General features: G+C 65.8%; 21 protein-coding genes. 10 read left to right on the forward strand and 11 right to left on the reverse strand.

What is annotated here, in order from left to right; translation table 11 throughout:
* Window positions 1-25: 25 nt before the first annotated feature.
* From C722_RS0120745 to C722_RS0120765, 5 genes are all read right to left on the reverse strand, one after another.
* Entirely contained in the window at window positions 26-1,351 is a 1,326-nt protein-coding gene (locus C722_RS0120745; protein ID WP_017642355.1) for an MFS transporter, read from the reverse strand.
* Window positions 1,352-1,830: 479 nt separating this feature from the next.
* The gene (dgoD, locus tag C722_RS0120750; protein ID WP_017642356.1) at window positions 1,831-2,979 is read right to left on the reverse strand and encodes a galactonate dehydratase; all 1,149 of its coding nucleotides are present in this window, start codon (window positions 2,977-2,979) and stop codon (window positions 1,831-1,833) included.
* A gap of 118 nt (window positions 2,980-3,097) precedes the next feature.
* The gene (locus tag C722_RS0120755) at window positions 3,098-3,718 is read right to left on the reverse strand and encodes a 2-dehydro-3-deoxy-6-phosphogalactonate aldolase (protein WP_017642357.1); all 621 of its coding nucleotides are present in this window, start codon (window positions 3,716-3,718) and stop codon (window positions 3,098-3,100) included.
* Window positions 3,711-4,664, reverse strand: a complete 954-nt coding sequence (locus C722_RS0120760; RefSeq protein WP_017642358.1) for a 2-dehydro-3-deoxygalactonokinase — start codon at window positions 4,662-4,664, stop codon at window positions 3,711-3,713. The genes C722_RS0120755 and C722_RS0120760 overlap by 8 nt, the downstream gene beginning before the upstream one ends.
* Window positions 4,661-5,455 carry an IclR family transcriptional regulator gene (locus C722_RS0120765; protein ID WP_017642359.1) on the reverse strand — a complete coding sequence of 265 codons (795 nt, stop codon included), beginning with the start codon at window positions 5,453-5,455 and terminating at the stop codon, window positions 4,661-4,663. Before C722_RS0120765 ends, C722_RS0120760 begins: the two co-directional genes overlap by 4 nt.
* A 159-nt stretch (window positions 5,456-5,614) precedes the next feature.
* Here C722_RS0120765 and phoB point away from each other — a divergent pair, with 159 nt between their 5' ends.
* The 7 genes from phoB (at window position 5,615) to C722_RS0120800 (ending at window position 13,797) form a co-directional block, all read left to right on the forward strand.
* Entirely contained in the window at window positions 5,615-6,304 is a 690-nt protein-coding gene (gene phoB, locus C722_RS0120770; RefSeq protein WP_007159925.1) for a phosphate regulon transcriptional regulator PhoB, read from the forward strand.
* An 18-nt stretch (window positions 6,305-6,322) separates the two neighbouring features.
* Window positions 6,323-7,636 (forward strand): phosphate regulon sensor histidine kinase PhoR, encoded by a 1,314-nt coding sequence (gene phoR, locus C722_RS0120775; protein WP_017642360.1) that lies wholly within the window; start codon window positions 6,323-6,325, stop codon window positions 7,634-7,636.
* Window positions 7,637-7,691: 55 nt separating this feature from the next.
* Window positions 7,692-9,458 (forward strand): ATP-binding protein, encoded by a 1,767-nt coding sequence (locus tag C722_RS0120780; protein WP_017642361.1) that lies wholly within the window; start codon window positions 7,692-7,694, stop codon window positions 9,456-9,458.
* 154 nt (window positions 9,459-9,612) lie between these two features.
* Window positions 9,613-10,947, forward strand: a complete 1,335-nt coding sequence (locus tag C722_RS0120785) for a sigma-54 dependent transcriptional regulator (RefSeq protein ID WP_017642362.1) — start codon at window positions 9,613-9,615, stop codon at window positions 10,945-10,947.
* 171 nt (window positions 10,948-11,118) lie between these two features.
* Window positions 11,119-12,426, forward strand: a complete 1,308-nt coding sequence (locus C722_RS0120790; protein WP_017642363.1) for an MFS transporter — start codon at window positions 11,119-11,121, stop codon at window positions 12,424-12,426.
* Between the two features lie 175 nt (window positions 12,427-12,601).
* On the forward strand, window positions 12,602-12,910 hold the full coding sequence (locus C722_RS0120795; RefSeq protein WP_017642364.1) for a hypothetical protein: 309 nt from the start codon (window positions 12,602-12,604) through the stop codon (window positions 12,908-12,910).
* Between the two features lie 554 nt (window positions 12,911-13,464).
* A complete protein-coding gene (locus tag C722_RS0120800; RefSeq protein ID WP_017642365.1) occupies window positions 13,465-13,797 on the forward strand; it encodes an endonuclease domain-containing protein in 333 nt (110 codons plus the stop codon).
* On the opposite strand, the gene C722_RS0120805 is transcribed toward C722_RS0120800, so the two are convergent.
* Entirely contained in the window at window positions 13,784-15,742 is a 1,959-nt protein-coding gene (locus tag C722_RS0120805) for a DNA topoisomerase III (RefSeq protein ID WP_017642366.1), read from the reverse strand. The two genes, C722_RS0120800 and C722_RS0120805, sit on opposite strands and share 14 nt — an antisense overlap.
* A 243-nt stretch (window positions 15,743-15,985) precedes the next feature.
* Between C722_RS0120805 and C722_RS26330 the strand changes: the two genes are divergently transcribed.
* Window positions 15,986-16,177 (forward strand): hypothetical protein, encoded by a 192-nt coding sequence (locus C722_RS26330; protein ID WP_133860042.1) that lies wholly within the window; start codon window positions 15,986-15,988, stop codon window positions 16,175-16,177.
* Window positions 16,178-16,195: 18 nt separating this feature from the next.
* Here the strand turns inward: C722_RS26330 and C722_RS0120815 are convergent, their stop codons facing one another.
* Window positions 16,196-17,101 carry a LysR substrate-binding domain-containing protein gene (locus tag C722_RS0120815; RefSeq protein ID WP_017642368.1) on the reverse strand — a complete coding sequence of 302 codons (906 nt, stop codon included), beginning with the start codon at window positions 17,099-17,101 and terminating at the stop codon, window positions 16,196-16,198.
* A 155-nt stretch (window positions 17,102-17,256) separates the two neighbouring features.
* Here C722_RS0120815 and C722_RS0120820 point away from each other — a divergent pair, with 155 nt between their 5' ends.
* Window positions 17,257-17,871, forward strand: a complete 615-nt coding sequence (locus tag C722_RS0120820; protein WP_017642369.1) for a glutathione S-transferase — start codon at window positions 17,257-17,259, stop codon at window positions 17,869-17,871.
* 87 nt (window positions 17,872-17,958) lie between these two features.
* Here C722_RS0120820 and gcvT read toward each other — a convergent pair whose 3' ends face one another.
* From gcvT to C722_RS0120840, 4 genes are all read right to left on the reverse strand, one after another.
* Window positions 17,959-19,068 carry a glycine cleavage system aminomethyltransferase GcvT gene (gene gcvT, locus C722_RS0120825; protein WP_017642370.1) on the reverse strand — a complete coding sequence of 370 codons (1,110 nt, stop codon included), beginning with the start codon at window positions 19,066-19,068 and terminating at the stop codon, window positions 17,959-17,961.
* 209 nt (window positions 19,069-19,277) lie between these two features.
* On the reverse strand, window positions 19,278-22,133 hold the full coding sequence (gene gcvP, locus C722_RS0120830) for an aminomethyl-transferring glycine dehydrogenase (protein WP_017642371.1): 2,856 nt from the start codon (window positions 22,131-22,133) through the stop codon (window positions 19,278-19,280).
* Window positions 22,134-22,140: 7 nt separating this feature from the next.
* A complete protein-coding gene (gcvH, locus tag C722_RS0120835) occupies window positions 22,141-22,509 on the reverse strand; it encodes a glycine cleavage system protein GcvH (protein WP_007159937.1) in 369 nt (122 codons plus the stop codon).
* A gap of 655 nt (window positions 22,510-23,164) precedes the next feature.
* Window positions 23,165-24,217, reverse strand: a complete 1,053-nt coding sequence (locus C722_RS0120840; protein WP_017642372.1) for a hypothetical protein — start codon at window positions 24,215-24,217, stop codon at window positions 23,165-23,167.
* Window positions 24,218-24,987: 770 nt separating this feature from the next.
* Between C722_RS0120840 and poxB the strand changes: the two genes are divergently transcribed.
* On the forward strand, window positions 24,988-26,712 hold the full coding sequence (gene poxB / locus C722_RS0120845) for a ubiquinone-dependent pyruvate dehydrogenase (protein ID WP_017642373.1): 1,725 nt from the start codon (window positions 24,988-24,990) through the stop codon (window positions 26,710-26,712).
* Window positions 26,713-26,765: the final 53 nt, after the last annotated feature.

Genomic DNA, 26,765 nt, shown 5'->3' on the forward strand with positions numbered 1-26,765 from the left:
GCACGCGGTGCTTCCTTAGTCGCCCTTATTCGGGCAGACGTTCCACCTTGCCCACCACCAGGCCATAGCAGAGGGCACCGATCAGTGCGGTCACGCCGATGAAGGCGATGGCCGGGGCGAAGCTGCCGTCCTTGACCAGGAAGCCGATGACGATGGGCACGCAGATGGCCGAGAGGTTGCCGATGAAGTTGAACATGCCGCCGGTGAGGCCGATCAGCCGCTCCGGCGCCATGGCCGAGACCATCGACCAGGTGATGGAGGCCAGGCCGTTGCCAAAGAAGGCCAGCGCCAGGCAGGCGATGATCAGCGCCGGGGAGTCGACGAAGTTGGCGCCGACGATACTGGTGGAGATCAAGAGGCCACCAATGATCGGCAGCTTGCGCGCCAGGCCCACGGAGGCGCCGCGACGGACCAGCCAGTCCGACAGCAGGCCCGAGCAGATCACGCCGAGGAAGGCGGCCAGGAACGGCAACGAGGCGAGAAAGCCGGCCTTGATGAAGTCCATGCCGCGGTATTTCACCAGGTAGGTGGGGAACCAGGTGAGGAAGAACCAGAGGGTGGAATTGAGGCAGAACTGGCCGATGTAGATGCCCCAGAGCTTGCGCTTGTTGAGCACGCTCCAGAGGTCACGCCACTGGAAGGCGGCGCGACTGCGGTTCTTCTGCTCCAGATCGACCAGACCGCCACCCTCCTGGATCAGCGCGACCTCGGCGGCATTGGCGCCGCGGAAATCCTTGGGTTCGCGATAGACCAGATACCAGATGGCGGCCCAGAGGATGCCGACACCGCCGGTGACGACAAAGACCATGTGCCAGCCAAAGGTCTGCTGCAGGTAGATCAGCACCGGGGTGAGAAAGGCCAGGCCGACGAACTGGCCGGAGGTGTAGAAGCCGATGGCGGTGGCCCGCTCGCGCTCGGGAAACCAGGTGGTGACCACCCGGTTGTTGATCGGATAGGCCGGTGCCTCCAGGGCGCCCACGGCGAGACGCAGGATGATCAGGCCGATGAAGCTGCCGACGAAACCCAGGCCGATGGTGGCCAGCGACCAGAGCGCGATGGCTACCGGATAGAGGATGCGCGGAGCGACCTTGTCCACCAGCCAGCCGCCGGGGATCTGCATGGCGGCGTAGGTCCAGCCGAAGGCCGAGAGGATCAGCCCCATGTGCACCGGTTCGATGCCCAGGTCCTGGGCCAGGTGCGGGGCGGCGATGGAGAGGTTGCTGCGGTCGAGGTAGTTGATCACCACGGTGACGAACAGCAGCATCATGATGAAGAAGCGCGCCCGGCTGGGCTTGGCCAGGGTCGGGGCAACCGTGGCCGCCGCCGGGGAGGCCTGGGTAGGGGTTGGCATGGCTCGGGTCCTGTAATTGACGTTGTGGCGAGCGTTGTCGATGTCTAGGGGTCAGGGCGCCGTGGCGGCCCTCACCCTGGCCCTCTCCCAAGGGGAGAGGGGATGGTCGGTGCGGAGGTCGAGTCCCGCGCTCCTGCTCTTGCCCCTCTCCCTTGGGGAGAGGGTTGGGGTGAGGGGCCAGCGGTGTGTCTGGCCATTAACAGTGGCGTTGCTTTTCCCTCACCCTGGCCCTCTCCCAGAGGGAGAGGGGACGGTCAGTGCGAGCGTCGGGGCCGGAGCTCCTGCTCTTGCCCCCTCTCCCTTGGGGAGAGGGTTGGGGTGAGGGAGCAGCGGCGCCAATCTTCGAAAGCAACGCGTCGCGAGCGCAGGCGGAGCAAGGCGAAAGCCGGTGAGAAAGCGGAGTGCACATCGAGTGCATGAGCATTTCGAACCGGCTTTCAACGCCGCTCCGGCAAGCGCAGCAGCGTTGAATCGAAGATTTACCATTCCGCGAAACTGCCGTCCTTGTGCCGCCAGATCGGGTTGCGCCAGCGATGGCCGATGGCGGCCTGTTCCTTGACGAATTCCTCGTTGACCTCGACGCCCAGCCCCGGTCCCTGGGGGATCTTCACGTGGCCATCGGCGTAGTCGAAGACCTCGGGATTCTTGATGTAGTCCAGCAGGTCGTTGCCCTGGTTGTAGTGGATGCCCAGGCTCTGCTCCTGGATGAAGGCGTTGTAGCAGTTGGCGTCCAGCTGCAGATTGACCGCCAGGGCAATGGGGCCGAGCGGGCAATGCAGGGCGATGGCCACGTCATAGGCCTCGGCCATGTTGGCGATCTTGCGCGTCTCGGTGATGCCTCCGGCGTGGGACGGATCGGGCTGCAGGATGTCGACGTAGCCTTCCTGGAGGATGCGCTTGAAGTCCCAGCGCGAGTACAGCCGCTCGCCCAGGGCGATGGGCGTGTTGCTCATCAGGGCGATTTCCTTGAGCGCCTCGTGGTGTTCGCTGAGCACCGGCTCCTCGATGAACATCAGGCGGAACTGCTCCAGCTCCTTGACCAGCACCTTGGCCATGGGCTTGTGCACCCGACCATGGAAATCCACGCCGATGCCGAAGTGCGGCCCGCAGGCGTCGCGGATGGCGGCGACGTTGGCGATCACCTGGTCGACCTTGTCGTAGGTATCGACGAACTGCATCTCTTCGCTGGCGTTCATCTTGATCGCGGTGAAGCCCTTGGCCTGACGCTCCAGGGCCTGGGCTGCGGTCTCCGCCGGGCGGTCGCCGCCGATCCAGGAATAGACGCGGATGCTGTCGCGCACCTGGCCGCCGAGCAGCTCGTGCACCGGTACGCCCAGGGCCTTGCCCTTGATGTCCCACAGGGCCTGGTCGATGCCGGCCAGGGCGCTCATGTGGATGCCGCCGCCGCGATAGAAGCCGCCCCGGTAGAGCACCGTCCAGTGGTCTTCGATGTTGCGCGGGTCCTTGCCGATCAGGTAGTCGGCCAGTTCCTCGACCGCCGCCGCCACGCTGTGGGCGCGACCTTCCAGCACGGGTTCGCCCCAGCCGTGGATGCCCTCGTCGGTCTCGATCTTGAGAAAGCACCAGCGCGGCGGGACGACATAGGTGGTGAGTTTGGTGATCTTCATGGTGTGGAAATCTCGACAGTAATTATTGGAATCGAGGGGGATTGGGCAAATCGCGGTCATGGACCGCTCCTACGGAGGCACCGGGTATCTGTAGGAGCGGTCCATGACCGCGATTGAATTAGGAAACGGACCGCCACCCGGCCGCAAACGCCTGGGCGTTGGCGCTCACCTGGACCGCCGTGAGGCCCGGCTTATACAGCGCCGAGCCGAGTCCGAAGCCGTTGGCGCCGGCGGCCACGTAGGGGCCCATGTTGTCCGGGGTGATGCCACCCACCGGCAGGAGCGCCAGCGCCTTGGGGAAGACCGCGCGCCAGGCCTTGACCACGGCCGGGCCGAGTTGCTCGGCGGGAAACAGCTTGAGGCTGTCGGCGCCGGCGTCGAGGGCGGCGAAGCCTTCCGAGGGGGTGGCCACGCCGGGAGCACTGACCAGGCCAGCGGCCTTGCTGGCACGGATCACCGCCAGGTTGGCGTTGGGCGAGACGATCAGCCGGCCGCCCGCGGCGTCCACCTCGGCCACCTGGGCCTCGGTGAGCACGGTGCCGGCGCCGATCAGGCAGCTTTCATCCAGCTCGGCGGTCAGTCGGCGGATGCTTTCGAAGGGCTGCGGCGAGTTGAGCGGGATCTCGATGACGCGAAAGCCGGCGTCGTACAGGGCACGACCGACCGGGACGATCTCGTCCGGGGTGACGCCGCGCAGGATGGCGATCAGCGGCAGGTCCTTGAGGTAGGTATCAAGCATGGGAGCCTCCAGAGGTGGGGAGCAGGCCGGCGGCCTGGGCCAGGCGCCAGAGCCCGGCCCGGGTGGCCTGCTCCAGCAGGCGGACCTGGTGGATGTCGAACAGCGCCAGGGCGTCGCGATAGCGCTGGCAGAGCGCCGCGTCGCCGATCAGCACCAGGGGTGGGCAGGTGGCACCCTTGAGCGCGGCGACCTGGCTGCGCAATTCTTCGCCGATCAGCAGACCGGACAGGTAGTCGAGGCTGTGCGCCGCGCTCAGCTCGCCGGTTAGCACCCGGCTGCGGGCGGTGAAGAGGCGGCCGAACAGGCCTTCGGCCCCGGCGTCGCGGGCGGTCACCAAGCCCAGGCGGAAGGCCTCGGCACTGGCCTCGGGACCGGCCTCGGTGGCCGGACGCCCCAGGATGGAATGTTCGCGCAGGACGGCGAACAGCTCGCCGGTCATGTAGGTGGCGAAATCGGTGAGGCGACCGTCACGCACCCGCACCCACTTGCTGTGGGTGCCGGGCAGCACCAGCACGGCCTCCTCGGCCAGGTCCGGCTCCAGTTCGAGGGCGCCGAACACCTGGGTTTCCTCGCCACGCAGCACGTTGGGCAAGGCGCCGCGCTGCATCACGCCGGGGACCAGATGGAGCTCGCCGCAGCCGCTGTCCAGGCGCAGCAGACCGGCAGCCAGGCTGTGGACGTCGGCGGGGCAATCGGCATAGGGCACCTCGCGCCAGCCACCGCGACTGCCGACCATGCCGCAGGCGATGGCGGGCAGGTCCGGCTGGGCCTCGCGCCAGTCGCCCACCAGGGTGCGATAGGCCGCGGCGAAGTCGCCATCGGGCACATGCATGATGCCCCAGGGCCGGCTGCGGGTTTCCAGCACGGCGCCCTGGGCGTCGAACAGCTGGGCGCGTAGGGACGAGGTGCCCCAGTCGAGGCCGATGAGGTGCGGGGTGGCGGTCATGCAGGGCTCCAGCCGAGTTCGCGGGAAATGGCCCGGGCGCAGGCACTGACCTCGGGCTGCAACTCGTGCAGCCGCGCCTCGGGCATATAGGGGATGGCACTGGCCACGCTCAGGGCCGCGACGATGGCGCCGTCGGCGCCACGGATGGGCGCGGCCACGCAGCGGATGCCCAGTTCGTTCTCTTCCAGATCCAGGGCGTAGCCTTCGGCGGCATGGCGGCGCAGCCGCGCGCAATAGTCGGCCCAGGGCAGGAAGTCCTCGCGCAGGCCGGGCTGGCCGCTACGCCGGGCCACGCCTTCGCCATAGAGGGCTTCCCACTCGACTTCGGCGAGATCCAGCATCAGCGCCTTGCCGACCCCGGTCAGCGCCAGCGGCATGCGCAGGCCGACCCGGGATCTCATCTCCAGGCCACGGCTGCCCGGCAGCTTATCCAGATAGAGCACATCGCCGCCTTCGCGCACGCCGAGGTGCACGGTGTCACCGCAGTGCTGGGCCAGGCGTTGCAGATGGGGCCGGGCCACGCCGGTCAGCGGCAGCTGTTCACGGGCCTGGTAGCCGAGGGCGATGAGGTGGCTGCCCAGGATCAACCGCCCGCTATCGCTGCGCAGGTAGCCGGCCTGGGTCAGGGCGGCCACCAGGCGATGGGTGGTGCTGCGGGTGCAGCCAATGGCGGCGCCGACCTGGGCCAGGTTGTCGGCCCCGGCGGCCACGGCTTCGAGCACCGCCAGGCCGCGAAACAGCGCCTGGGCCCCGCTGGGCGCTTCGCCCTTGTTGGAATTGTTGTCGTTCATGGCCTTCACTCTAGAACCCTCGCTGGCAAATCTCAATATGTGATACGTCATCCCATATTGTGGGATTGAAGTTAGATATGACAGCCTTGTCACATAGCTGCAATATTGGCGCTATCTAATGCACGGCACATTGCAAGGACTCGAGAGGCAGAGCGCTCCATGACGGGTAAATCCATCCTGATCGTCGACGATGAGGCCCCCATTCGCGAAATGATCGCCGTGGCCCTGGAAATGGCGGGCTATGAATGCCTGGAGGCGGACAACAGCAAGGACGCCCACGCCCTGATCGTCGATCGCAAGCCCGATCTCATCCTGCTCGACTGGATGCTGCCCGGCACCTCCGGCCTGGAGCTGGCTCGGCGCCTCAAGCGCGACGAACTGACCGACGCCATTCCCATCATCATGCTCACGGCCAAGGGCGACGAGGACAACAAGGTCCAGGGCCTGGAGACCGGTGCCGACGACTACATCACCAAGCCCTTCTCGCCCCGCGAGCTGGTGGCTCGGCTGAAAGCCGTGCTGCGCCGTACCGGCCACCTGGAGAACGACGGTCCGCTGGAGGTCAACGGCCTGATCCTGGATCCGATCAGCCACCGGGTGACCATCGATGGCGCGCCCGCCGAGATGGGGCCCACCGAGTACCGCCTGCTGCAGTTCTTCATGACCCACCAGGAACGCGCCTACACCCGCGGCCAGTTGCTCGACCAGGTCTGGGGCGGCAACGTCTATGTCGAGGAACGCACCGTGGACGTGCACATTCGTCGCCTGCGCAAGGCCCTGGGCGAGACCTACGAGAACCTGGTACAGACGGTGCGCGGCACCGGGTATCGCTTTTCCACCAAACTCTGACGCGGGATCACCGCCGCCGTGAACATCAACTGGCGCTCCCGTCTGGCCACCCAGCTGTCGATCGTGGTCGGCGGCTGCGCCCTGGCCGGCTGGCCCTTCGGCCATGTCGGGCTGGCGGTGGCTCTGGGACTGGCGGTCTATCTGGCGGTCACCCTGAAACACCTGCTGCGGCTGCATGCCTGGCTGCTGAGCGATGCCCCAGGCGCACCGCCCGAGGCCGAAGGGCTGTGGGGCGATGTGCTGGACCGGCTCTATCGCCGCCAGCGCCACGAGCAGCGCCAGCGTGAAGAACTGCTCGCCGTCATCGGCCGCGCCCAGGCCTCCACCGAGGCCCTGCGCGACGCCATCATCCTGGTGGACCGCTATGGCAACCTGGAATGGTGGAACCGCGCCGCAGAAACCCTGCTGGGTCTGCGCCAGCCCCAGGATCTCGGCCAGCCCATCACCAACCTGGTGCGCCATCCGCGCTTTTCCGATTACTTTCTCGGCGGCGACTATGGCGAGCCGCTGGAACTGGCCTCGCCGCTCAATGACGACCAGTACCTGCACATCCTGATCACCCGCTTCGGCGAGGGCGATCGCCTGCTGCTGGTGCGTGACGTGACTCGCATCCACCAGCTGGAACAGATGCGCAAGGATTTCGTCGCCAACGTCTCCCATGAGCTGCGCACCCCGCTGACGGTAATCACCGGCTACCTGGAAACCCTGCTGGACAACGCCGAGCATGCCACCCCACGCTGGCGCCGGGCGTTGGGACAGATGCAGCAGCAGGCCGGGCGCATGCAGCACACCATCGACGACCTCCTGCTGCTGGCCCGCTTGGAAGCCACCGACTACCCCGCCGACAATCGCCCCGTGGCCCTGGAACCCCTGCTCGCCTCCATCCTGCAGGACGGCCGCGCCCTGTCCGGCGCCATCGGCCACCGCCTGAGCCTGGACTGCGCCCCGGACCTGGCGCTGCTGGGCAGCGAGACGGAACTGCGCAGCTGCTTTTCCAACCTGGTGTTCAACGCGGTCAAGTACAGCCCCGAGGGCGGCGAGGTGCGGGTCCGCGCCTGGCAGGATGCCGAGGGGGCCCATGTCGCCGTGCAGGACACCGGGCCCGGCATCGACGCTCGCCACCTGCCGCGCCTGACCGAACGCTTCTATCGCATCGACGCCAGCCGCGCGTCCAGCACCGGTGGCACCGGCCTGGGCCTGGCCATCGTCAAGCACGTGCTGATCCGTCATCGCGGCGGCCTGGATATCCACAGCGTGCCCGGCGAGGGCAGCTGCTTCACCTGCCATTTCCAGCCCGAGCAGATCGCCCAGCGCACCGCCGCCTCGGCCTGAACCGCCGCCGCCCCGCCGTGCTATCGTCCGGCCATCCCTGTCACGGTCCCTTGTCATGCCTCCAGCCCTGCGCCTGCTGCCGGTCCTGTTGCTCGCCCTGCTCGGCGGTCTGCTGGTCAGCAGTCTGGCCTGGCACCGCGCCGAACGGGCGAGCCTGGCCGAGGCCAGCCTGCTCGGCCAGGAACAGTTGCGCCTGCACGCCAGCGGCCTGCAGACCCTGATCGATCGCTTTCGCGCCCTGCCCGCGGTGCTGGCCCAGGATCCCGAGCTGATCGCCGCCCTCACCACGCCACCCGATGCCGCCGCCACCGAGCGCCTCAATCTCAAGCTGGAACGACTCAATGCCGCTGCCCAGTCGTCGACCCTGGAGGTGCTGGATCGCAGCGGCCTGGCCATCGGCGCCAGCAACTGGCGGCTGCCCACCAGTTACGTCGGCCATAACTACGGCTTCCGGCCCTATTTCCGCGAGACCCTCGCCGGCGGCAGCGGCCGCTTCTATGCCGTGGGGGTCACCACCGGCATTCCCGGCTATTTCCTCTCCCACGCGGTACTGGACGCCGAGGGACGCTTTCTCGGCGCCGTGGTGGTCAAGCTGGAATTCCCCGCCATCGAGGCGCGCTGGGGCGAGCACCCCGAGGTCTTGCTGGTGAGCGATGCGCGCGGCGTGGTCTTTGCCGCCAACCGGCCGGCCTGGCGCTATCGCCTGCTGCGCGAGCTGACGCCCGCCGAACGCGCCGAACTGGCCACCACCCGGCAGTACGACAGACGCACCCTGCAACCGCTGCTTCATAGCCAACAGGTGGTCTTGGACGACCAGCGCCAGGTGGCCCGTATCGAGGCGCCCGAAGGCAGCGCCGACTACCTCTGGGACAGCCTGCCGCTGCCCAGCGAAGGCTGGACCCTGCACCTGATCAGACCGACCCGGGAGCTGCAGGGCAGCGGCCTGGGCGCCGCCCTGGCCGCCGGCTGCGCCTGGCTGCTGCTGGTCTGCGCCGGCCTGCTGCTGGTGCAGCGGCGGCGGCTGCAGCGCCTGCGCCAGCGCAGTCGACTGGAGCTGGAGCAACTGGTGGAAGCCCGCACCGCCGAGTTGCGCACCGCCCAGGATGGCCTGGTGCAGGCCGCCAAGCTGGCCGCCCTGGGGCAGATGTCGGCAGCCCTGGTGCATGAACTCAACCAGCCGCTCACCGCCCAGCGCATGCACCTGGCCAGTCTGCGGCTGCTGCTGGACCACGGCCGCCTGGACGAGGCCCGCGCCGCCCTGGAACGCCTCGATGGCCTGCTCACCCGCATGAGCGGCCTGACCGCCCATCTCAAGACCTATGCCCGCAAGACCCCTGCCAGTCTGCGCGAGCGGGTCGATCTGGCTCAGGTGGTGGACCAGGCGCTGGAGTTGCTGGAGGCGCGGCGCGCCGAGCTGGCTGTCAAACTGGACTTGGAACTGCCGCGCCCGGCCTGGCTGCTGGGCGATCCGATTCGCCTGGAGCAGGTGCTGGTCAATCTGCTGCGCAATGCCCTGGACGCCGTGGCCGAACGACCGAAGCCGCAGGTTCGGGTCAGCCTCGTGCAAGAGGGGGACAGCTGGTTGCTGGAGGTGGCCGACAACGGTGGCGGCATCGCCGCTGAACACCTGGGCCAGGTATTCGATCCCTTCTTTACCACCAAGCCGATCGGCGAAGGCCTGGGGCTGGGGCTGGCGGTGTCCTCGGCCATCGTCCAGGCCCAGGGCGGCAGCCTGACGGCCGCGAACGATACCGAAGGCGCGGTCTTCAGGCTTCGGCTGCCGGTAGCCTACTGCGGCCAAGAAGCGTCTCCCTCCCCCTAGTCGCCTGCGGCTTGCCGCACTGGCCCAAGCTGAAATCACTGAGCAGCCCCTCGGGTCTGTTCCGCTGCCCGCTACGTTCATTCCTTCGGATGACTCGACCGCCCCGTGCCGTTCGGGCAAGGTAACCGCGCACCGGCCGCGAGAGGACGCCCCCATGCAAGCCCAGGTCTATCTGGTCGACGACGAAGCCAGCATCCGCGAAGCGGTGCGCCAGTGGCTGGAGCTGTCGGGGCATCAGGTGCGGCTGTTCGCCCGCGCCGAGGACTGCCTGGCGGCCGTGACCCCGGATTTCGCCGGCGTGGTGGTCAGCGACGTGCGCATGCCCGGCATGGACGGTCTGGCCCTGCTGGGCCGGCTGCAGGCCCTGGATGCCGACCTGCCGGTGATCCTGCTCACCGCCCATGGCGACGTCGCTCTGGCGGTCAGCGCCATGCGTCAGGGCGCCTACGATTTCCTGGAAAAGCCCTTCAGCCCCGAGGCGCTGCTCGGCGATCTCGGCCGCGCCCTGGAAAAGCGCCGGCTGGTGCTGGAGAACCGCCAGCTGCACCGCCGGGTCGACGACCAGAGCGCCCTCGCCCGCCGGCTGCTGGGGGTCTCGCCGGGCATCGCCCGCCTGCGCCAGCAGATCCTCGATCTGGCGCCGACCCCGGTCAACGTGCTCTTGCGCGGCGAGACCGGCAGCGGCAAGGAATTGGTCGCCCGTTGCCTGCACGATTTCGGTCCCCGGGCCGGCAAGGCCTTTGTCGCCCTCAACTGCGCGGCCATTCCCGAGCAACTGTTCGAGAGCGAATTGTTCGGCCACGAGAGCGGCGCCTTCACCGGCGCCCAGGGCCGGCGCATCGGCAAGCTGGAATACGCCAACGGCGGCACCCTGTTTCTCGACGAGATCGAGAGCATGCCCCTGGCGCAGCAGGTCAAGCTCTTGCGGGTGTTGCAGGAGCAGCGCCTGGAGCGTCTCGGCTCCAACCAGAGCATCGCCCTGGACCTGCGCATCGTCGCCGCCACCAAGCCGGACCTGCTGGAAGAGGCGCGCGCCGGGCGCTTTCGCGAAGACCTGGCCTATCGTCTCAACGTCGCCGAACTGCACCTGCCGCCGCTGCGGGCGCGACGCGAAGACATCCCGCTGCTGTTCGATCACTTTCTCGCCGAGGCCGGCGCCCGCCTGGGGCGCCCGGTCACACCGCCCGGCGCGGCGCGACTGGCCCAGCTGCTGGGTCACGGCTGGCCGGGCAATGTCCGCGAACTGGCCAACGCCGCCGAACGCGAGGTCCTCGGCCTGGGCGCGCCGCCGACCGCCCAGGGCAATTCCCTGGCCGATCAGCTGGAAGCCTTCGAAGCCCAGTGCCTGCGCGCCGCCCTGGCCCGTCATGGTGGCGAGATCAAGGCGGTGATGGACGAGTTGCAATTGCCGCGGCGTACCCTCAACGAGAAGATGCAGCGTCACGGCCTGGTGCGTGCCGACTTCCGCGACAGTCTCGAGGATGACTGACCGGCCATAGGCGGAAATCCGCTCATTACCCACCGGCTTTCGGCGATCTTTCGCCGATCGTCCCTGGCAAAACCCAGTCAGAATGCGGCTTCGCGACCTGGCACGCGCCCTGCTATAGCCCTTGTCGACGCCCCGAGCGCCCTAATAACAACGACAAGAGAGGAACACCCTGTGGATAGCACCGCTACCCTCGCGGCCGGCCAGACCGCGCCCAAGACCACCTCGCAGCGCATCAAGTCCATCTTCAGCGGCTCCGTCGGCAACCTGGTCGAATGGTACGACTGGTACGTCTACGCCGCCTTCTCGCTGTATTTCGCCAAGGCCTTCTTTCCCAAGGGCGACCAGACCGCCCAGTTGCTCAACGTCGCCGCCATCTTTGCCGTGGGCTTCCTGATGCGCCCCATCGGCGGTTGGCTGATGGGCCTCTACGCCGACAAGGCCGGCCGCAAATCCGCGCTGATGGTCTCGGTGATCATGATGTGCGCAGGCTCCTTGATCATCGCCCTCACCCCCAGCTACACCACCATCGGCGTCGCCGCGCCCATCATGCTGGTGCTGGCGCGGCTGCTGCAGGGCCTCTCGGTGGGCGGTGAATACGGCACCTCCGCCACCTACCTGAGCGAGATGGCGACCAAGGAAAGCCGCGGTTTCTACTCCAGCTTCCAGTACGTCACCCTGATCTCCGGCCAGCTGCTGGCCCTGGCCACCCTGATCGTGCTGCAGCAGACCCTCACCGTCGAACAGCTGGAAAGCTGGGGCTGGCGCATTCCCTTCCTGATCGGCGCCGCCTGTGCCGTGACCGCACTCTACCTGCGGCGCGGCATGGAAGAGACCAGCTCCTTCAAGAAGGCCGAGAAGCCCAAGGAATCCCTGATGCGCACCCTGGCGCGGCATCCCAAGGAGTTTCTCACCGTGGTCGGCCTGACCATGGGCGGCACCCTGGCCTTCTACACCTACACCACCTACATGCAGAAGTACCTGGTCAACTCGGTGGGCATGAGCAAGACCGACGCCACCTCCATCTCGGCGGCGACGCTGTTCCTGTTCATGCTGTTGCAGCCCATCGTTGGCGCCCTCTCCGACCGCGTCGGCCGGCGCCCGGTACTGATCGCCTTCGGCGTGCTCGGCACCCTGTTCACCTATCCGATCCTGACCGCCCTGGGCAGCGTCACCAGCTGGTGGGGCGCCTTCGGCCTGATCATGGTGGCGCTGGTGATCGTCAGCTTCTACACCTCGATCAACGCCGTGGTGAAGGCCGAGCTGTTCCCCACCGAGATCCGCGCCCTGGGCGTCGGCCTGCCCTATGCCCTGACCGTGTCCATCTTCGGCGGCACCGCCGAATACCTGGCGCTGTGGTTCAAGAGCATCGGCATGGAAAGCGGCTACTACTGGTACGTGACCGGCTGCATCGCCTGCTCGCTGCTGGTCTACGTCTTCATGAAGGACACCCGCGACCACTCGCGCATCGTCCACGAATAACCGCTCGTCCCTGGGTGCGGGCCTCTCGGTCATTAGATTTGGCCGTCCGGCCCGCCCCCCTTTGCCTGGGCTTTGGGGCACGCCATCGTAGTGCCACCGGCAGCGCTCACAACGGTCATTTCGCTGGCCGCTGTGGCGAGTTCGTCCCCTCCTCCCAAGCCCCGGTTACACACTCATGGAAATCGACTACGGTCCCAGCTACGCCAAACTGGGTATCCAGTTTCAATACCAGTGGAGCACCCTGCTGCGCGATGCCCTGAAGAAGCACGGCATCACCGACGCCCAGGCCAAGGCCATCTGCGGTGACTTCGCCTTCGATCTCTCCAAGCTCATCGACGAAGCCGAAATCAAGGCCGACGGCCTCTCCTATCGCCCGGTGATCGCCTTCACCGAGGACGAGGAAACTCTGCTGGTGCAGTCCGCCGAATTCGACTATCACGAAGCGGCCTACGCCACGGCGGCAGCGGCGTTCGAGAAGAAATAAGACGCGGGCACGGGGCTTTGCGCCCTCACCCCAACCCTCTCCCCCGGGGAGAGGGGGCGGTCTGGAGCGGTGAAGGGCTTCCCCTCCAGACAAGAGCCTCGATTTCGTTTCGGTGTTACTGCGATAGCGATTCACGATACCTGGTCCTGCCGCCCTCACCCCAACCCTCTCCCCCAGGGAGAGGGGGCGGCCTGGAGCGGTGAAGGGCTTCCCCTCCAGACAAGAGCCTCAGTGTCGTTTCGGTGTTACTGCGATAGCGATCCTGGCAGTGTTGCCTACCTTTCGATCTCCTCGGTCACTCCATAGCCCTCTTCGATCGGTATCACCCCATCTCCCTTTGGGAGAGGGCTGGGTAAGGGCCACGCTATCGCCACGGTCCCAGGCGCCTCAGCTGCGCCATCTCGAACATCGCGCAAAGCGCCGTTTCAGCGCCTCGCGATCTCCACTGTTCCAGGCGATACTCCCCAGATCACCTCTCACTCCGTACCGCTCCCTCTCCCTCCGGGAGAGGGTTGGGGTGAGGGCCGCCCCATACGCCAAGGGAAAGGATTCCCATGCCCCTTATCACCCATGCCCGCGCCCTGCGCCGAGGCCAGACCGATGCCGAGCGCCTGCTCTGGTACCACCTGCGCGGCAAGCGTCTGCAAGGCCATAAATTCCGCCGCCAGCACCCCTATGGCCGCTACATCCTTGACTTCGTCTGCCTGGAAGCACGGCTGGTGATCGAGCTGGATGGCGGCCAGCATCAAGGCAGCGCCAACGACCGTGAGCGCGATGCCTGGTTGGAGACCCAGGGCTTCCAGATCCTGCGCTTCTGGAACCACGACGTCCTGACCCAGCCCGACGCCGTGCTCGAACGCCTGTACGCCGTCCTCAGCCAGGCTTGACCTTGGGCTTGCGCGCGCGCGTCGGTGCGCCGCCCGGCTTGGCTTTGGCCTTGGTCCCGCCGGTACGCCGCTTCTTCTTCCAAGGCGCGCCCTTGCCCGCCGGCGGCGGACCGCTGATGGTCAGGGTCAGGCCGAGGCAGCGCTCCACCTGCTTGCCCATCCAGGCCGATTGTTTGGTGACGAATTCCGCGAGGCTCAATTCGCCTTCCTGCACCCGATCCAGTGCCTGCTCCCAGAGCGCTGTGGTGCCCGGATCGGCGATGGCCCGGGGCACGGCGTCGATCAGGCCGAAGGCCGCCGGCGTCGCCGCCAGGGCCTTGCCCTGCTTGACCATATAGCCGCGGTCCAGCAAGCCCTGGATGATGCTGGCGCGGGTCGCCTCGGTGCCGATGCCGGTGGTGTCCTTGAGCTTCTGCTTGAGGGCCGGATCCTCCACCAGCTTGGCGACATTTTTCATCGCCTTGATCAAATCGCCCTCGGTGAAGGGCTTGGGCGGCTGGGTCAGTTGATCCCGGCAGCGCACCTCCACCACCGGATAGGACTCCCCCTCGCGCAACTCGGGCAGCGCCTGGGGCGGCGGGGCCTCACGGCCCTTGGGCGGCGTGAGCGACTCGGGCAAGGCGCGCCGCCAGCCCGGTTCCACCAGCCGCTTGCCGGTGGCGCGCAGGCGTTCGCCACCGGCCTCGAAGTCGGCCTGGGTACGATCAAATTCGTGCTGCGGCAGGAACTGCGCCAGGTAACGGGCACGGATCAGGCCATAGACGTTGCGCTCCTGCGGACTCAAACGCCCCAGGTCGCGGGTCACCAGGGTCGGGATGATGCCGTGGTGGGCGCTGACCTTGGCGTCGTTCCAGGCCCGCGAGCGGCGACTGGCGTCCAGGTGATCGCGCAGGGGGGCGAGACTGTTGTCGGCGCCCAGCAAGGCGGCCAGCAGCGCCGGCGCCTCGGCGTGCTGGGACAGCGGCAGGTAGCCGCAGTCGCTGCGTGGATAGGTGATCAGCTTGTACTTCTCATAGAGCGCCTGGGCCACGTCCAGGGTCTGCTGGGCGCCCAGGTTGAGGCGCTTGGAGCAGACCTCCTGCAGGGTGCCCAGGTCGAAGGGCAAGGGCGCCGCCTCGCGGATGCGTTCGGTCTTGAGCTTGACCAGCCGTGCCTGCCCGGCCGCCTCGATGGCCCGCGCCGCGGCCTGGGCCACCTCGGGCTTGACGCAGCGCCCCTGGTCGTCACAGACGTCCTCTGGCGGCTGCCATTGGGCCTGAAAGCGACTGCCCGAGGCCTCCAGGGTCGCCTCCACGGTCCAGAAAGGCATTGGCACGAAGGCGGCGATGGCGCGGTCGCGGTCCACCACCAAGCGCAGGGTCGGGGTCTGCACCCGCCCGACCGAGAGTACGCCCTGGTAGCCGGAGCGACGCCCCAGCAGGGTGAACAGCCGGCTCATGTTCATGCCGATCAGCCAGTCGGCGCGCGAACGCCCCAGGGCGGACTGATAGAGCCCATAGGTCTCGGCACCGGGCTTGAGCGCGGCCAGGGCGCGGCGGATGGAGACGTCATCCAGCGCCGACAGCCACAGCCGGCGAATCGGCCCGCGATAGCGGCAATGTTCCACCAGCTCGCGGGCGATCATCTCGCCCTCGCGGTCGGCATCGGTGGCGATCACCAATTCGCTGGCCTCGCCGAGCAGGCGCTTGACCGCCTTGAACTGGCTGCCGGTGGTCTTCTTGACCTGCAGCTTCCACTGCTCAGGGACGATGGGCAGGTCGTCCAGCGACCAGCGCTTGTAGCGCGCGTCATAAGCATCCGGTGGCGCCGTTTCCAGCAGATGACCGATGCACCAGGTGACGGTCACACCCTGCCCCTGCAGGCAGCCCTCGCCACGGCGCGTGGCGCCGAGGACACGGGCGATGTCCTTGGCCTGGGAGGGTTTTTCGCAGAGATACAGCTGCATGGCGGGCGTCGCGCGAGGGGAATCGCCACAGGATGCAAAGCCTGCGCGACCTGCGCAAGAACTAATCTGTATATCCGTACAGAAAACGGTCTTGGCGCAAATTCGCCCAACAGGCCACAGCGCGCTTAGGACGTGGATCACAGCTTGAACGGCTGCTACCAGGGGAGCGGAATCTTGCCCGTGACGGCCGGTCCTTGGGCTACGGCACTTTCGCCGTCTTTAGCCGAGCTCTGGGAGGCGTCAATGAACACTGTAGCTATGGATCGCGCCACGGCCGAGAGCACCGGCGCCGGAAATTTCGTCGACACCGCCAGTGGCCAGGCCCTGCGCGCCAGCATTTCGGCCATGCGCCGGACCACTAGCCAGGTGCAGCGCATCAACGATCAACTCTGGGAAGTCTGGCCGGACGGCCGTCGCAAGCTGCTGCTGCGCTAAGACGCTCCGCCCGACGCCCTAAGCGGGCGTCGGCGCCTCCAGCGCGGCCAGATAGGTCGCGACCTCGGCCTGGATCCAGGCGCTGAAGCGCTCCTGCTTGTCCGCCGATTCGGCACGTTCCGGCCAGACCAGCCAGTAGGCATAGGGATAGGGCGCCGTCACCGGACTGAGCTGGACCAGACGCCCCTCGTTCAGCGCGGCCTGCACCAGGCTGCGCCGCTCCAGCGCCAGCGCCTGACCAAGGCGTAGCGCCTCCAGTACCACGTTGGAATCGTTCACGCTGATGCCGCGATTGGGTGCCGCTTCGCCTAGACCGGCCGTTTCGCCCCAGTGCAGCCAGGTTTCCTCCGTATGCAACAGCGGCTGCGCGAGGGCCTCGTCTAGACTGCGCGGCAGTTGCCCACCGTTGTAACCAGGCGCCGCCACCAGCAGCACATCGTCCTGAAACAACCGTAGCGCCGTCAGGCCATCCCACTGCCCCTCGCCCATGCGCACTCCAATATCCACCATGCCCTGGCGCAGATCCTGGAAATCCAGGCTGGTCTGGATACGGATGCGGTACTCCGGGTGCAGGGCGCGAAAACGCGGCAGCCGGGGCAACAGCCAGTGGGTGGCGAAGGAGGGAAAGGTGGCGAACACCAGCTCGTTGCGCCGCGGGCGGGCCTGCAGGCGCCGGGTCGCCTCGCCCAGATCGTCGAGCAACTGGCGGACCTGCTCGGCATAGACGCGACCGTCGCCGGTGACCTCGATCCCGCGCCCCTGGCGCTCGAACAGCACCATGCCCAGTTGATGCTCCAGCCCCTTTACCTGCTGACTGACCGCGGCATGGGTGAGGTGCAATTCATTGGCGGCGCGGGTCACGCTGCCCAGGCGGGCAACCGCTTCGAAGCAGCGCAGGGCATTCAAGGGCGGCACGCGGGACATGTAAGTTTTCCTTAACGATCCGGTCAGAATTTCTCGCTGGTGGCAGCTTCGCTGAATGCTTAATGTCCTGTCCAGAGCGGCACCCAGTGTGAAACACACGACAAGGGTGACGTTCCACGTGAAACAGGATTCACTCTTTCTGACAGGATGCCCCCATGCAACTCATCGGCATGCTCGACTCCCCCTATGTGCGGCGAGTCGCGATCTCCCTACGCCTGCTGGTACTGCCTTTCGAACTGCGCCAAGTGTCGCTGTTTCGCGAAGTCGAGCGCTTTCGCAGCTTCAACCCGGTGCTCAAGGCGCCCACGCTGATCTGCCTGGACGGCCAGCGGCTGATGGATTCGTCGCTGATCCTGGACTACGCCCAGCATCTCGCCTGCGGCAGTCGCCAACTGCGACCCGCTGGCCATGCCGCGCGGGCGACCGCCCTCAGTCGCAGCGGCCTGGCGCTGGCCCTGTCCGAGAAGGCGGTGCAGCTGGTGTACGAGCGCGACCTGCGGCCGGAAGACAAGCGCCATGCGCCCTGGCAGCAACGGGTGGAGGGGCAGTTGCGCGCGGCCTGTGGCGCCCTGGACAAGGCCTGGCTGGGCCCGCGTCCGCCGCTGGGCGAGGACAGCATCGGCCAGGACGCCATCGACACCGCCGTGGCCTGGACCTTCCTGCACTTCGCCCTGCCGGGACTGATCGAGCGGCGCAATTATCCGACGCTGGAGGCCCTGACTGCCGAAGCGGAGACCTTGTCGGTGTTTCGGGATTATCCGGTGGCGTAAGGCGCTGTTGGGCTTCGCTGGCGCTCAACCCAACCTACGGCACGCGCTCGTAGGTTGGGTTGAGCAACGCGAAGCCCAACACTCAGATCAACCGCGGTAATACCGCTGCGGCACGAAGGGCGTCTTGGCGACCTTGACCGGCACCTGCTTGCCGCGCACCACGGCGAACAGCTGGGTATCCAGGGCGGCGAAGTCGCTGTCGACGTACCCCATGGCCACCGGTGCCCCCAGGGTCGGGCCGAAGCCGCCACTGGTCACGCGACCGATGCTGGCGCCATTGGCATCCACCAGCTCCGCGCCCTCGCGCACCGGCACCCGCTCCTGCACCAGCAGGCCGACACGCTTGCGCGTCACGCCGTCGCGCTGTTCGGCGAAGATACGCTCGGCGCCCGGGAAACCGCCAGCGCGGCCGTTGCCTTCGCGGCGCACCTTGGACAGCGCCCACCCCAGGTTGGCCATCACCGGCGTGGTGCCGGCATCCATGTCGTGGCCATAGAGGCAGAGGCCCGCTTCCAGGCGCAGGGAATCCCGGGCACCCAGGCCGATGGCTTCGACTTCCGGCTCGGCCAGCAGGCGGCGGGCCAGGGCTTCGGCGGCAGCACTCGGCACCGAGATCTCGTAGCCGTCTTCGCCGGTGTAGCCGCTGCGACTGACGATGCAGGGCTGGTCCAGCAGCTTGACGCGGCGGACCTGCATGAAGGTCATCTCGGCCACTTCCGGCGCCAGGCGCGCCAGCACCGCGGCAGCGGCGGGGCCCTGCAGGGCCAGCAGGGCGCGGTCGAATTGCGGCAGCACCTGGCAGCGGTCGCCCAGGTGCTTTTCCAGGTGGGCGAGATCGGCTTCCTTGCAGGCGGCGTTGACCACCAGGTAGAGGCAGTCACCCAGGTTGGCGACCATGAGGTCGTCGAGGATGCCGCCGTTGTCGTCGGTCAGCAGGGCATAGCGCTGCATGCCGCTGGGCAGGTCGATGATGTCGACCGGTACCAGGGTCTCCAGCGCCTCAGCGGCTTCCTCGCCTTCGAGCAGGACCTGGCCCATGTGCGACACATCGAACAACCCGGCCTGGGCACGGGTGTGCTGGTGCTCCTTGAGCACGCCGAGCGGGTACTGCACCGGCATCTCGTAGCCGGCGAAGGGCACCATGCGGGCGCCGAGTTCCAGGTGCAGGGCGTGCAGCGAAGTCTTGAGCAGGGACATGGTGGGGCTCCGTGTCGGCTTTCACGCTCTGGTCCTCTGTTCAGCGAGGACGAACGGGGAAGCGGTGATCTGGTTGATCGCGCCCTGCTGTTGGAAGCGGGCGCGACTTGGGTGGTTCGGGTTTGCCCTCACCCCAGCCCTCTCTCAGGGGGAGAGGGGGAAGAGCGGCTCTGCTCCCCTTCTCCCGGAAGAGGGGCCGGGGGTGAGGGTCAGGCCTCGCCGTAGGCCTCGATCGGCGGGCAGGAGCAGACCAGGTTGCGATCGCCGTAGACGTTGTCGATGCGCGCCACCGGCGGCCAGTACTTGCCGTCTACCAGGCTCGGCAACGGGAAGACTGCCTGCTCGCGGCTGTAGGGGTGAGTCCACTCGCCCGCCACCTCGCGCGCGGTATGGGGCGCGTTCTTCAGCGGGTTGTCCTGGGGATCCAGGGTACCGGCCTCCAGAGCGCGGATCTCTTCGCGGATGGCGATCATGGCGTCGCAGAAGCGATCCAGTTCCTGCTTGGACTCGCTCTCGGTGGGCTCGATCATCAGGGTGCCGGCCACCGGGAAGGACATGGTCGGGGCATGGAAGCCGAAGTCGATCAGGCGCTTGGCCACGTCGTCCACGGTCACGCCGCTGCTGTCCTTGAGCGGGCGCAGGTCGAGGATGCACTCGTGGGCCACCAGGCCCCCGGTGCCGCTGTAGAGCACCGGATAGTGCTCTTCCAGCCGGCGGGCGATGTAGTTGGCGCTGAGGATGGCGATCTGCGAGGCGCGGGTCAGACCGGCGCTACCCATCATCTTCAGGTACATCCAGGAGATCGGCAGGATGCTGGCGCTGCCATAGGGCGCCGCGCAGACCGCGCCTTCCTTGCGTTCCAGCCGGGCATGGCCGGGCAGGAAGGGCGCCAGGTGCGCCTTGACGCCGATGGGGCCGACACCCGGACCGCCGCCGCCATGGGGAATGCAGAAGGTCTTGTGCAGGTTGAGGTGGGAGACGTCACCGCCGAACTGACCCGGGGCGCAGAGGCCGACCATGGCGTTCATGTTGGCACCATCGATGTAGACCTGGCCACCATGGTCATGGACCACCTGGCAGATCTCACGGATGGCTTCCTCGAACACCCCGTGAGTGGAGGGATAGGTGATCATCAGCGCGGCCAGGCGCTCGCTGTGCTGCTCGGCCTTGGCGCGCAGGTCGTCGAGATCGACGTTGCCACGCTTGTCACAGGCCACCACCACCACGCGCATGTCGACCATGCTGGCGGTAGCGGGGTTGGTGCCGTGGGCCGACGCCGGGATCAGGCAGACGTCGCGCTCACCCTGGCCGCGGCTCGCATGATAGGCACGGATGGCCAGGAGACCCGCGTACTCGCCCTGGGAACCGGCGTTGGGCTGCAGGGACACGGCGTCATAGCCGGTGGCGGCGCAGAGCATGGCCTCCAGCTCGGTGGTGAGCTGGGCATAGCCCTCGGCCTGGTCGGCCGGGGCGAAGGGGTGGATACCGCCGAATTCGGCCCAGGTGACCGGGATCATCTCGCTGGCGGCGTTGAGCTTCATGGTGCAGGAGCCCAGCGGGATCATGGTGCGATCCAGCGCCAGGTCCTTGTCCGCCAGCTTGCGCAGGTAGCGCATAAGCTCGGTTTCGGATCTGTGGCTGGCGAACACCGGATGGGTCAAGAAGGCCGACTGGCGCTGCAGCGCCGCGGGCACTTCCACGCCCTGGGCATCGCCCAGCTCGGCGACCTGGGGCGCGGCCTTGCCGTCGGCGAGGATCTCCAGCAGCGCCTGGACATCGGCCAGGGTGCTGGTCTCGTCGAGGGACACGCCCAGGGCCTCGGCGCTGACCTCGCGCAGGTTGTAGCCACGGGCACGGGCGGCCTCGTGCAGGGCGGCGGTGCGCGCACCGAACACCAGGGTCAGGGTGTCGAAGGCGGTGTGCTGGGTCTCGTGGCCCAGGCGCTGCAGGCCGGCGGCCAGCAGGCCGGTGAGGCGCTGCACCCGGGTGGCGATGCGGGTCAGGCCTTCGGGACCGTGGTAGACCGCATACATGCTGGCGATGTTGGCCAGCAGCACCTGGGCGGTGCAGATGTTGCTGGTGGCCTTCTCGCGGCGGATGTGCTGCTCGCGGGTCTGCAACGCCAGGCGATAGGCCGGGTTGCCGTGGCGGTCGATGGACACGCCGACGACACGCCCGGGCATGTCGCGCTTGTACTTGTCCTGGGTGGCGAAGTAGGCCGCGTGGGGACCGCCGAAACCGAGCGGTACGCCAAAGCGCTGGGCGGTACCGATGGCCACGTCCGCACCCAGTTCGCCGGGCGGGGTGAGCAGGGTCAGGGCCAGCAGGTCGGCGGCCATGGCCACCAGGGCACCGGCCGCCTGGAAGGCCTGGATGCTCTCCCGGTAGTCACGGATCTCACCGGTGGTCATCGGATACTGGAACAGCGCGCCGAAGAAGCGGCCGTGATCCTCGATCTCGGTTTCCACGCCCACCACCACCTCGATGCCCAGGGGCTCGGCGCGGGTGCGCAGGACGTCCAGGGTCTGCGGATGGCAGTGCACGGAGGCGAAGAAGGCGCCGGCCTTGTTTTTCGCCAGGCGCTTGCAGAAGGTCATGGCCTCGGCGGCGGCGGTGCCCTCGTCCAGCAGCGAGGCATTGGCCACCGGCATGCCGGTGAGGTCGCCGATCAGCGTCTGGAAGTTGAGCAGGGCTTCCAGGCGACCCTGGGAGATCTCCGGCTGGTAGGGGGTGTAGGCGGTGTACCAGGCCGGGTTTTCCAGCAGGTTGCGCAGGATCGGCGCCGGGGTATGGGTGTTGTAGTAGCCCTGACCGATCATGCTCTTGAGCAGGCGATTCTTGCCGGCGATGGTGCGCAGCTCGGCCAGGGCGTCGGCTTCGGACAGCCCGGCGGGCAGGTCCAGCACGCTGGTGCCCTTGATGCTCTCGGGGATCACCTGGGCGGTCATGGCGTCCAGGGATTCGTAGCCGAGCAGGTTCAGCATGGCGATCTCGTCCAGCTCGCGCGGACCGATGTGGCGCGGGACGAATTCGTCGGCGGTGCTGAGGGTGTCGTGCAGCGACATGGCGGTCTTACCCCTTGATCAGTTGCTGATAGGCGGCTTCGTCGAGCAGCGCGGCGAAGGCTTCGGCATTGGCGGGCTGGAAGCGAAAGAACCAGCCGGCGTTCAGCGGATCGCTGTTGATGGTCTCGGGCGCATCGTTGAGCGCCTCGTTGACGGCCAGGACCTCGCCGTCCAGCGGCATGGTGATGTTGCTGGCGGCCTTGACCGACTCCAGCACCGCGACCTCATCGCCCTGGGCGTAGCTGCGCAGCTCCGGCAGTTGCACGAAGACCAGGTCGCCGAGCGAGTCCTGGGCATAGTCGGTGATGCCAACGGTAATGCTGCCATCGGCTTCCTGACGCAGCCATTCGTGTTCTTCGGTATAGCGCAGACCCATTGCCAGACTCCTGCGGACCTTTGTCCTGATGGATAGATGGGTCTGGTTGTGCAAGGGTGATGCCAGGAGCAAAAGTCAGCATTTTCAAGGGCTTGGCTAACCAAATAGAATTGCGCTGTAGCGAAATCGTTACGATTGACGCGCCAGGCTAATACAGGCGTATCGAATTTAAAACGTCGTATCGATATCGTTACGACTTTAGCCAGGCTCTTAGGTCCGACAGCTAAGCTGTACGACATCGTCTGGAAGTCGATAGTCCAACGTGAGGCATGAGGCGCCAGGCGACTTACTGGCGCTATCAAAAAATCAGATGAACTAAACGAGCTGACTCATCGCTGGCGTGGGACTTCCTTAGAATAACGTTTCATCGCATGAAAAAATGCCGGCAGCCCATGAGGAAAACAGGCAATTGCTCGGCAGAAAGGGCACATACTGCATAGGCCCTTTCCTTATTTTAAATCGACCGGCTCACGACCTATCAAAAAAGATAAGTGTAGCGACCCAATAAAGAAATGAATGAGTGCACATGCAATCAGTGTCCCATTCCGCGTATACCCGCCACTACGTGCGCCGCAACATCATTTAGATCGTAACCGCCCACCAACTCAATCAAACTATCTGCGGAATCTACTGAAGGAGGTGCTACGTAACCTGCCTATGCATCCTGGAACACGTAGGTATTTCCGTGATAGTGGAAGACCGCGGCATTCACCTCCCCTACGGTTTCCTTCGACACAATATCCAAGACAGTAGATATGTCTTTCGCCCCTGCAACGACATTGTCTGCGATAGTGACTACCGCTTCAGGTTTGCCAACTGGCGTACCGTAAAGAATATAGCTATCAGAAGCATCAAAGCCGGTTATTTTAACCAAGTTGGCGATGATAGATGCCGATTTCTCAGCACTTGACGCGGCCGTATCATAATTGACTAAGTTGCCATTGAAGAGCGTTATGTAGCTTCCTTCACTTTCGCTATCTACAACAATATTGGCGCCGTGACCCAAAGAACCATGCGAGGAGGCATTGTGAGTCTCCACCCCTTTCACAAAGGACAGATCCACCGTGGCAGAACCATGACGCGCGTCAATATTGATATCTGCTTGCTGAATGGTAGCGCCAACCGAAACATCACCGGCGCCTGCATTGATATTAATATCTTTAACGCGCGCATGTGCTAATGAAGCGACGGAATCAAACTCCTCGGCCGCGACAGTACTCACGAAAACATGACCGCCTGCGTTCAAATCAACGGAGTGTAGATAGGCACTGTTACTCCTTCCATCCATGCCGCCCTCGCTAAGCGAAAGATAAAGGGGCTCAGTTGATCTGGTGGCGTCTACGGTTTCAAGTCTATCGAAATTCGATAGCGATATGGACGAGCTATTGGAAACTTCGTTCTTCGTAATCGCCAAATTCAAATGCTTAATTGTCGAGTCGAGAGTGATTCCACTGGCCTCGGTATCAAGCGTTTGCCCGTCAATACGCGCGACCTTGTCGAGATAATCGCCAGTGACATTCAGCGTTGTCAACGAGGCTCTCGACTCTCTCACCGCGGTCGAATCCTCAATATACTTTGCGAAAGACGCATACTCATCGAAGTCGTTTACATCTATGGTCAGTGAGTGTTTATGGCCGAAACTATAGACTGTCACGTCATCAATCACGCTGCCTTGTGCAGGCGCCGATTTCTTCGATAGATACTTCACAATAATCTCCTGGACAATGATTGATCCAGGCGCACTTAGCTCGCCTCGGACTTCAAGAGGTTATCCACCGGGGTACCGAAGGTGCGCCATCGCCTTGAACTACAGGTTACGTAGGTCATTCCTGCGTCAGCAAGGTCTAGTTCAGGTTACAAGAAATGTCTAGAAATTGGTTATTCGACTAGCACAGACTTACTCAAGGTCCTGAAAACGCGAGACTGGTTGAGACGCTCGTCATAAACCAACACATCGGGCACTACAGCGATCGGAAAGTCCTTTCATTCCGACGATTTATAGGCGTGTCGAAAACCTGAGCATGTCGTATTTCTGCAATATGTTTTATCAGGATGAAAGCTGTGGTTTTGAGCATGAATCTAGGCATCAGAATGGTCACGCGTCTGATCTGCAGGCTGGTTTCGCTCTGTCATAAAGTCGACCGTGACACCCTTGCCATTGAAGAAGTCGCTCCAGCACTTCCCGTCTAGGACAGGCATGCTGGGACAACAGCCATCGGATGCTGGACGGCCATTACCCGGCAATACGGTTTTCGATCCAAGGTTGCCTCCGCGAATGCACCGATGGCATCTACCTCATAGTTACCTGCCATATATAAATCAATCCTTTCCGCCTAGGCCTTGCACAAGCACGTCCGTGCACCGGGCGAAACGCCGGGACGGTCGCGAACTTCCGCCCGCTTCGTCGGACCAAGAAAGCACAACAAGACCTCTGCCAAGCGGCTTTGCCCTCCCCCACCCTTGCCTGGAGTCTTTGTCATGGCTGTGAAAACCGTTGCCGATCTGCTCGTCGCCACCCTCGAAGCGGCTGGTGTGGACACCATCTGGGGCCTGCCGGGCGATTCGCTCAACGGCCTCACCGAAAGCCTGCGCAAGCGCGATCGCATCCGCTGGCGCGGCGTACGGCACGAAGAAGCCGCCGCCTTCGCCGCCAGTGCCGCGGCCGACACCAGCGGGCGCCTGGCGGTTTGCGCCGGCTCCTGCGGTCCGGGCAATCTGCACCTGATCAACGGCCTGTTCGACGCCCAGCGCAGCGGCGCACCGGTGCTGGCCATCGCCGCCCAGATTCCCTCCAGCGAAATCGGCCTGGGCTATTTCCAGGAGACCCATCCGGAGCGGCTGTTCCGCGACTGCAGCGACTTCTGCGAGGTGGTTTCCCATCCCGAGCAGCTGCCGCGCATCCTCGAGACCGCCATGCGCTCGGCCATCCTCAATCGCTCGGTGTCGGTGGTGGTGATTCCCGGCGACGTGGCCCTGGCCGAGGCGCCGATCAAGGCAGTCCAGTGGAGCGAGCCGGTGCGTCCGGTGGTGGTCCCGCCGGAGGCCGAACTGGATGCCCTGGCCGAGTTGCTGGCTGGCGAGAAGCGCATCACCCTGCTCTGCGGCGCCGGTTGCGTCGGTGCCCATGCCCAGGTGGTGGCCCTGGCCGAGCGGCTGCAGGCGCCGGTGGTCCATGCGCTGCGCGGCAAGGCCCATATCGAGTATTCCAATCCCTATGGCGTGGGCATGACCGGCCTGATCGGCTTTTCGTCCGGTTATCACGCGCTCAAGGAGTGCGACCTGCTGCTGATGCTGGGCAGCAACTTCCCCTATCGCAACTTCTTCCCGGATCACGGCCGGGTGGTGCAGATCGACGTGCGCGGCGCCCACCTGGGCGTGCGTACCCCGCTGCTCAAGGGGTTGGTGGGCGATGTCCGCGCTACCCTCGACGCCCTGCTGCCGCGCCTTGCGCCCAACAGCCACAGCCGCTTCCTGGAAAAGGCCCAGCAGCACTACCGCAAGACCCGCGCCGAGCTGGACGAACTGGCCACCGCCACCGCCGATGGCGAGCCGTTGCATCCGCAGTACCTCACCACCCGGGTCAGTGAACTGGCCGCGGCGGACGCCCTCTTCACCTGCGACGTCGGCACCCCCACGGTATGGGCGGCGCGCTACCTGGCGATGAACTTCGAGCGCAAGCTGGCCGGCTCCTTCAGCCACGGCTCCATGGCCAACGCCCTGCCCCAGGCCATGGGCCTGCAGTCGGCCTATCCCGATCGCCAGGTGGTGGCGCTGGCCGGCGACGGCGGGCTGTCCATGCTGCTGGGCGAACTGGCGACCCTGGCCAGCGAGAAGCTGCCGGTCAAGGTCATCGTCTACGACAACGCCACCCTGGGTTTCGTCGCCATGGAGATGAAGGCCGCCGGCATGATCGACGAGACCACAGATCTGGGTGAGGTCGATTTCGCCCGGGTGGCCGAGGCCTGCGGCGTGCGCGGCTGGAAGGTGGAATCGGCCAGTCTGCTCGACGCCACCCTGGAGGAGGCCTTCGCCCATCCCGGTCCGGCGCTGGTGGACGTGCGCATCGCCAAGCAGGAACTGTCGCTGCCACCGAAGATCGAGGCCGCCCAGGCCAAGGGCTTCAGCCTCTACATGCTGCGCGCGGTGATGAGTGGTCGCGGTAGCGAGGTGGTGGACCTGGCCAAGACCAACGTCCTGCGCTGAGAGCCTATTTAAAGGCTGCTGCGCGTCGGCCAAACTGCGTTGAAAATGGCTTC

It is taken from the genome of Pseudomonas sp. 313 (assembly GCF_000316965.1).
Lineage (GTDB): Bacteria > Pseudomonadota > Gammaproteobacteria > Pseudomonadales > Pseudomonadaceae > Chryseomonas > Chryseomonas benzopyrenica.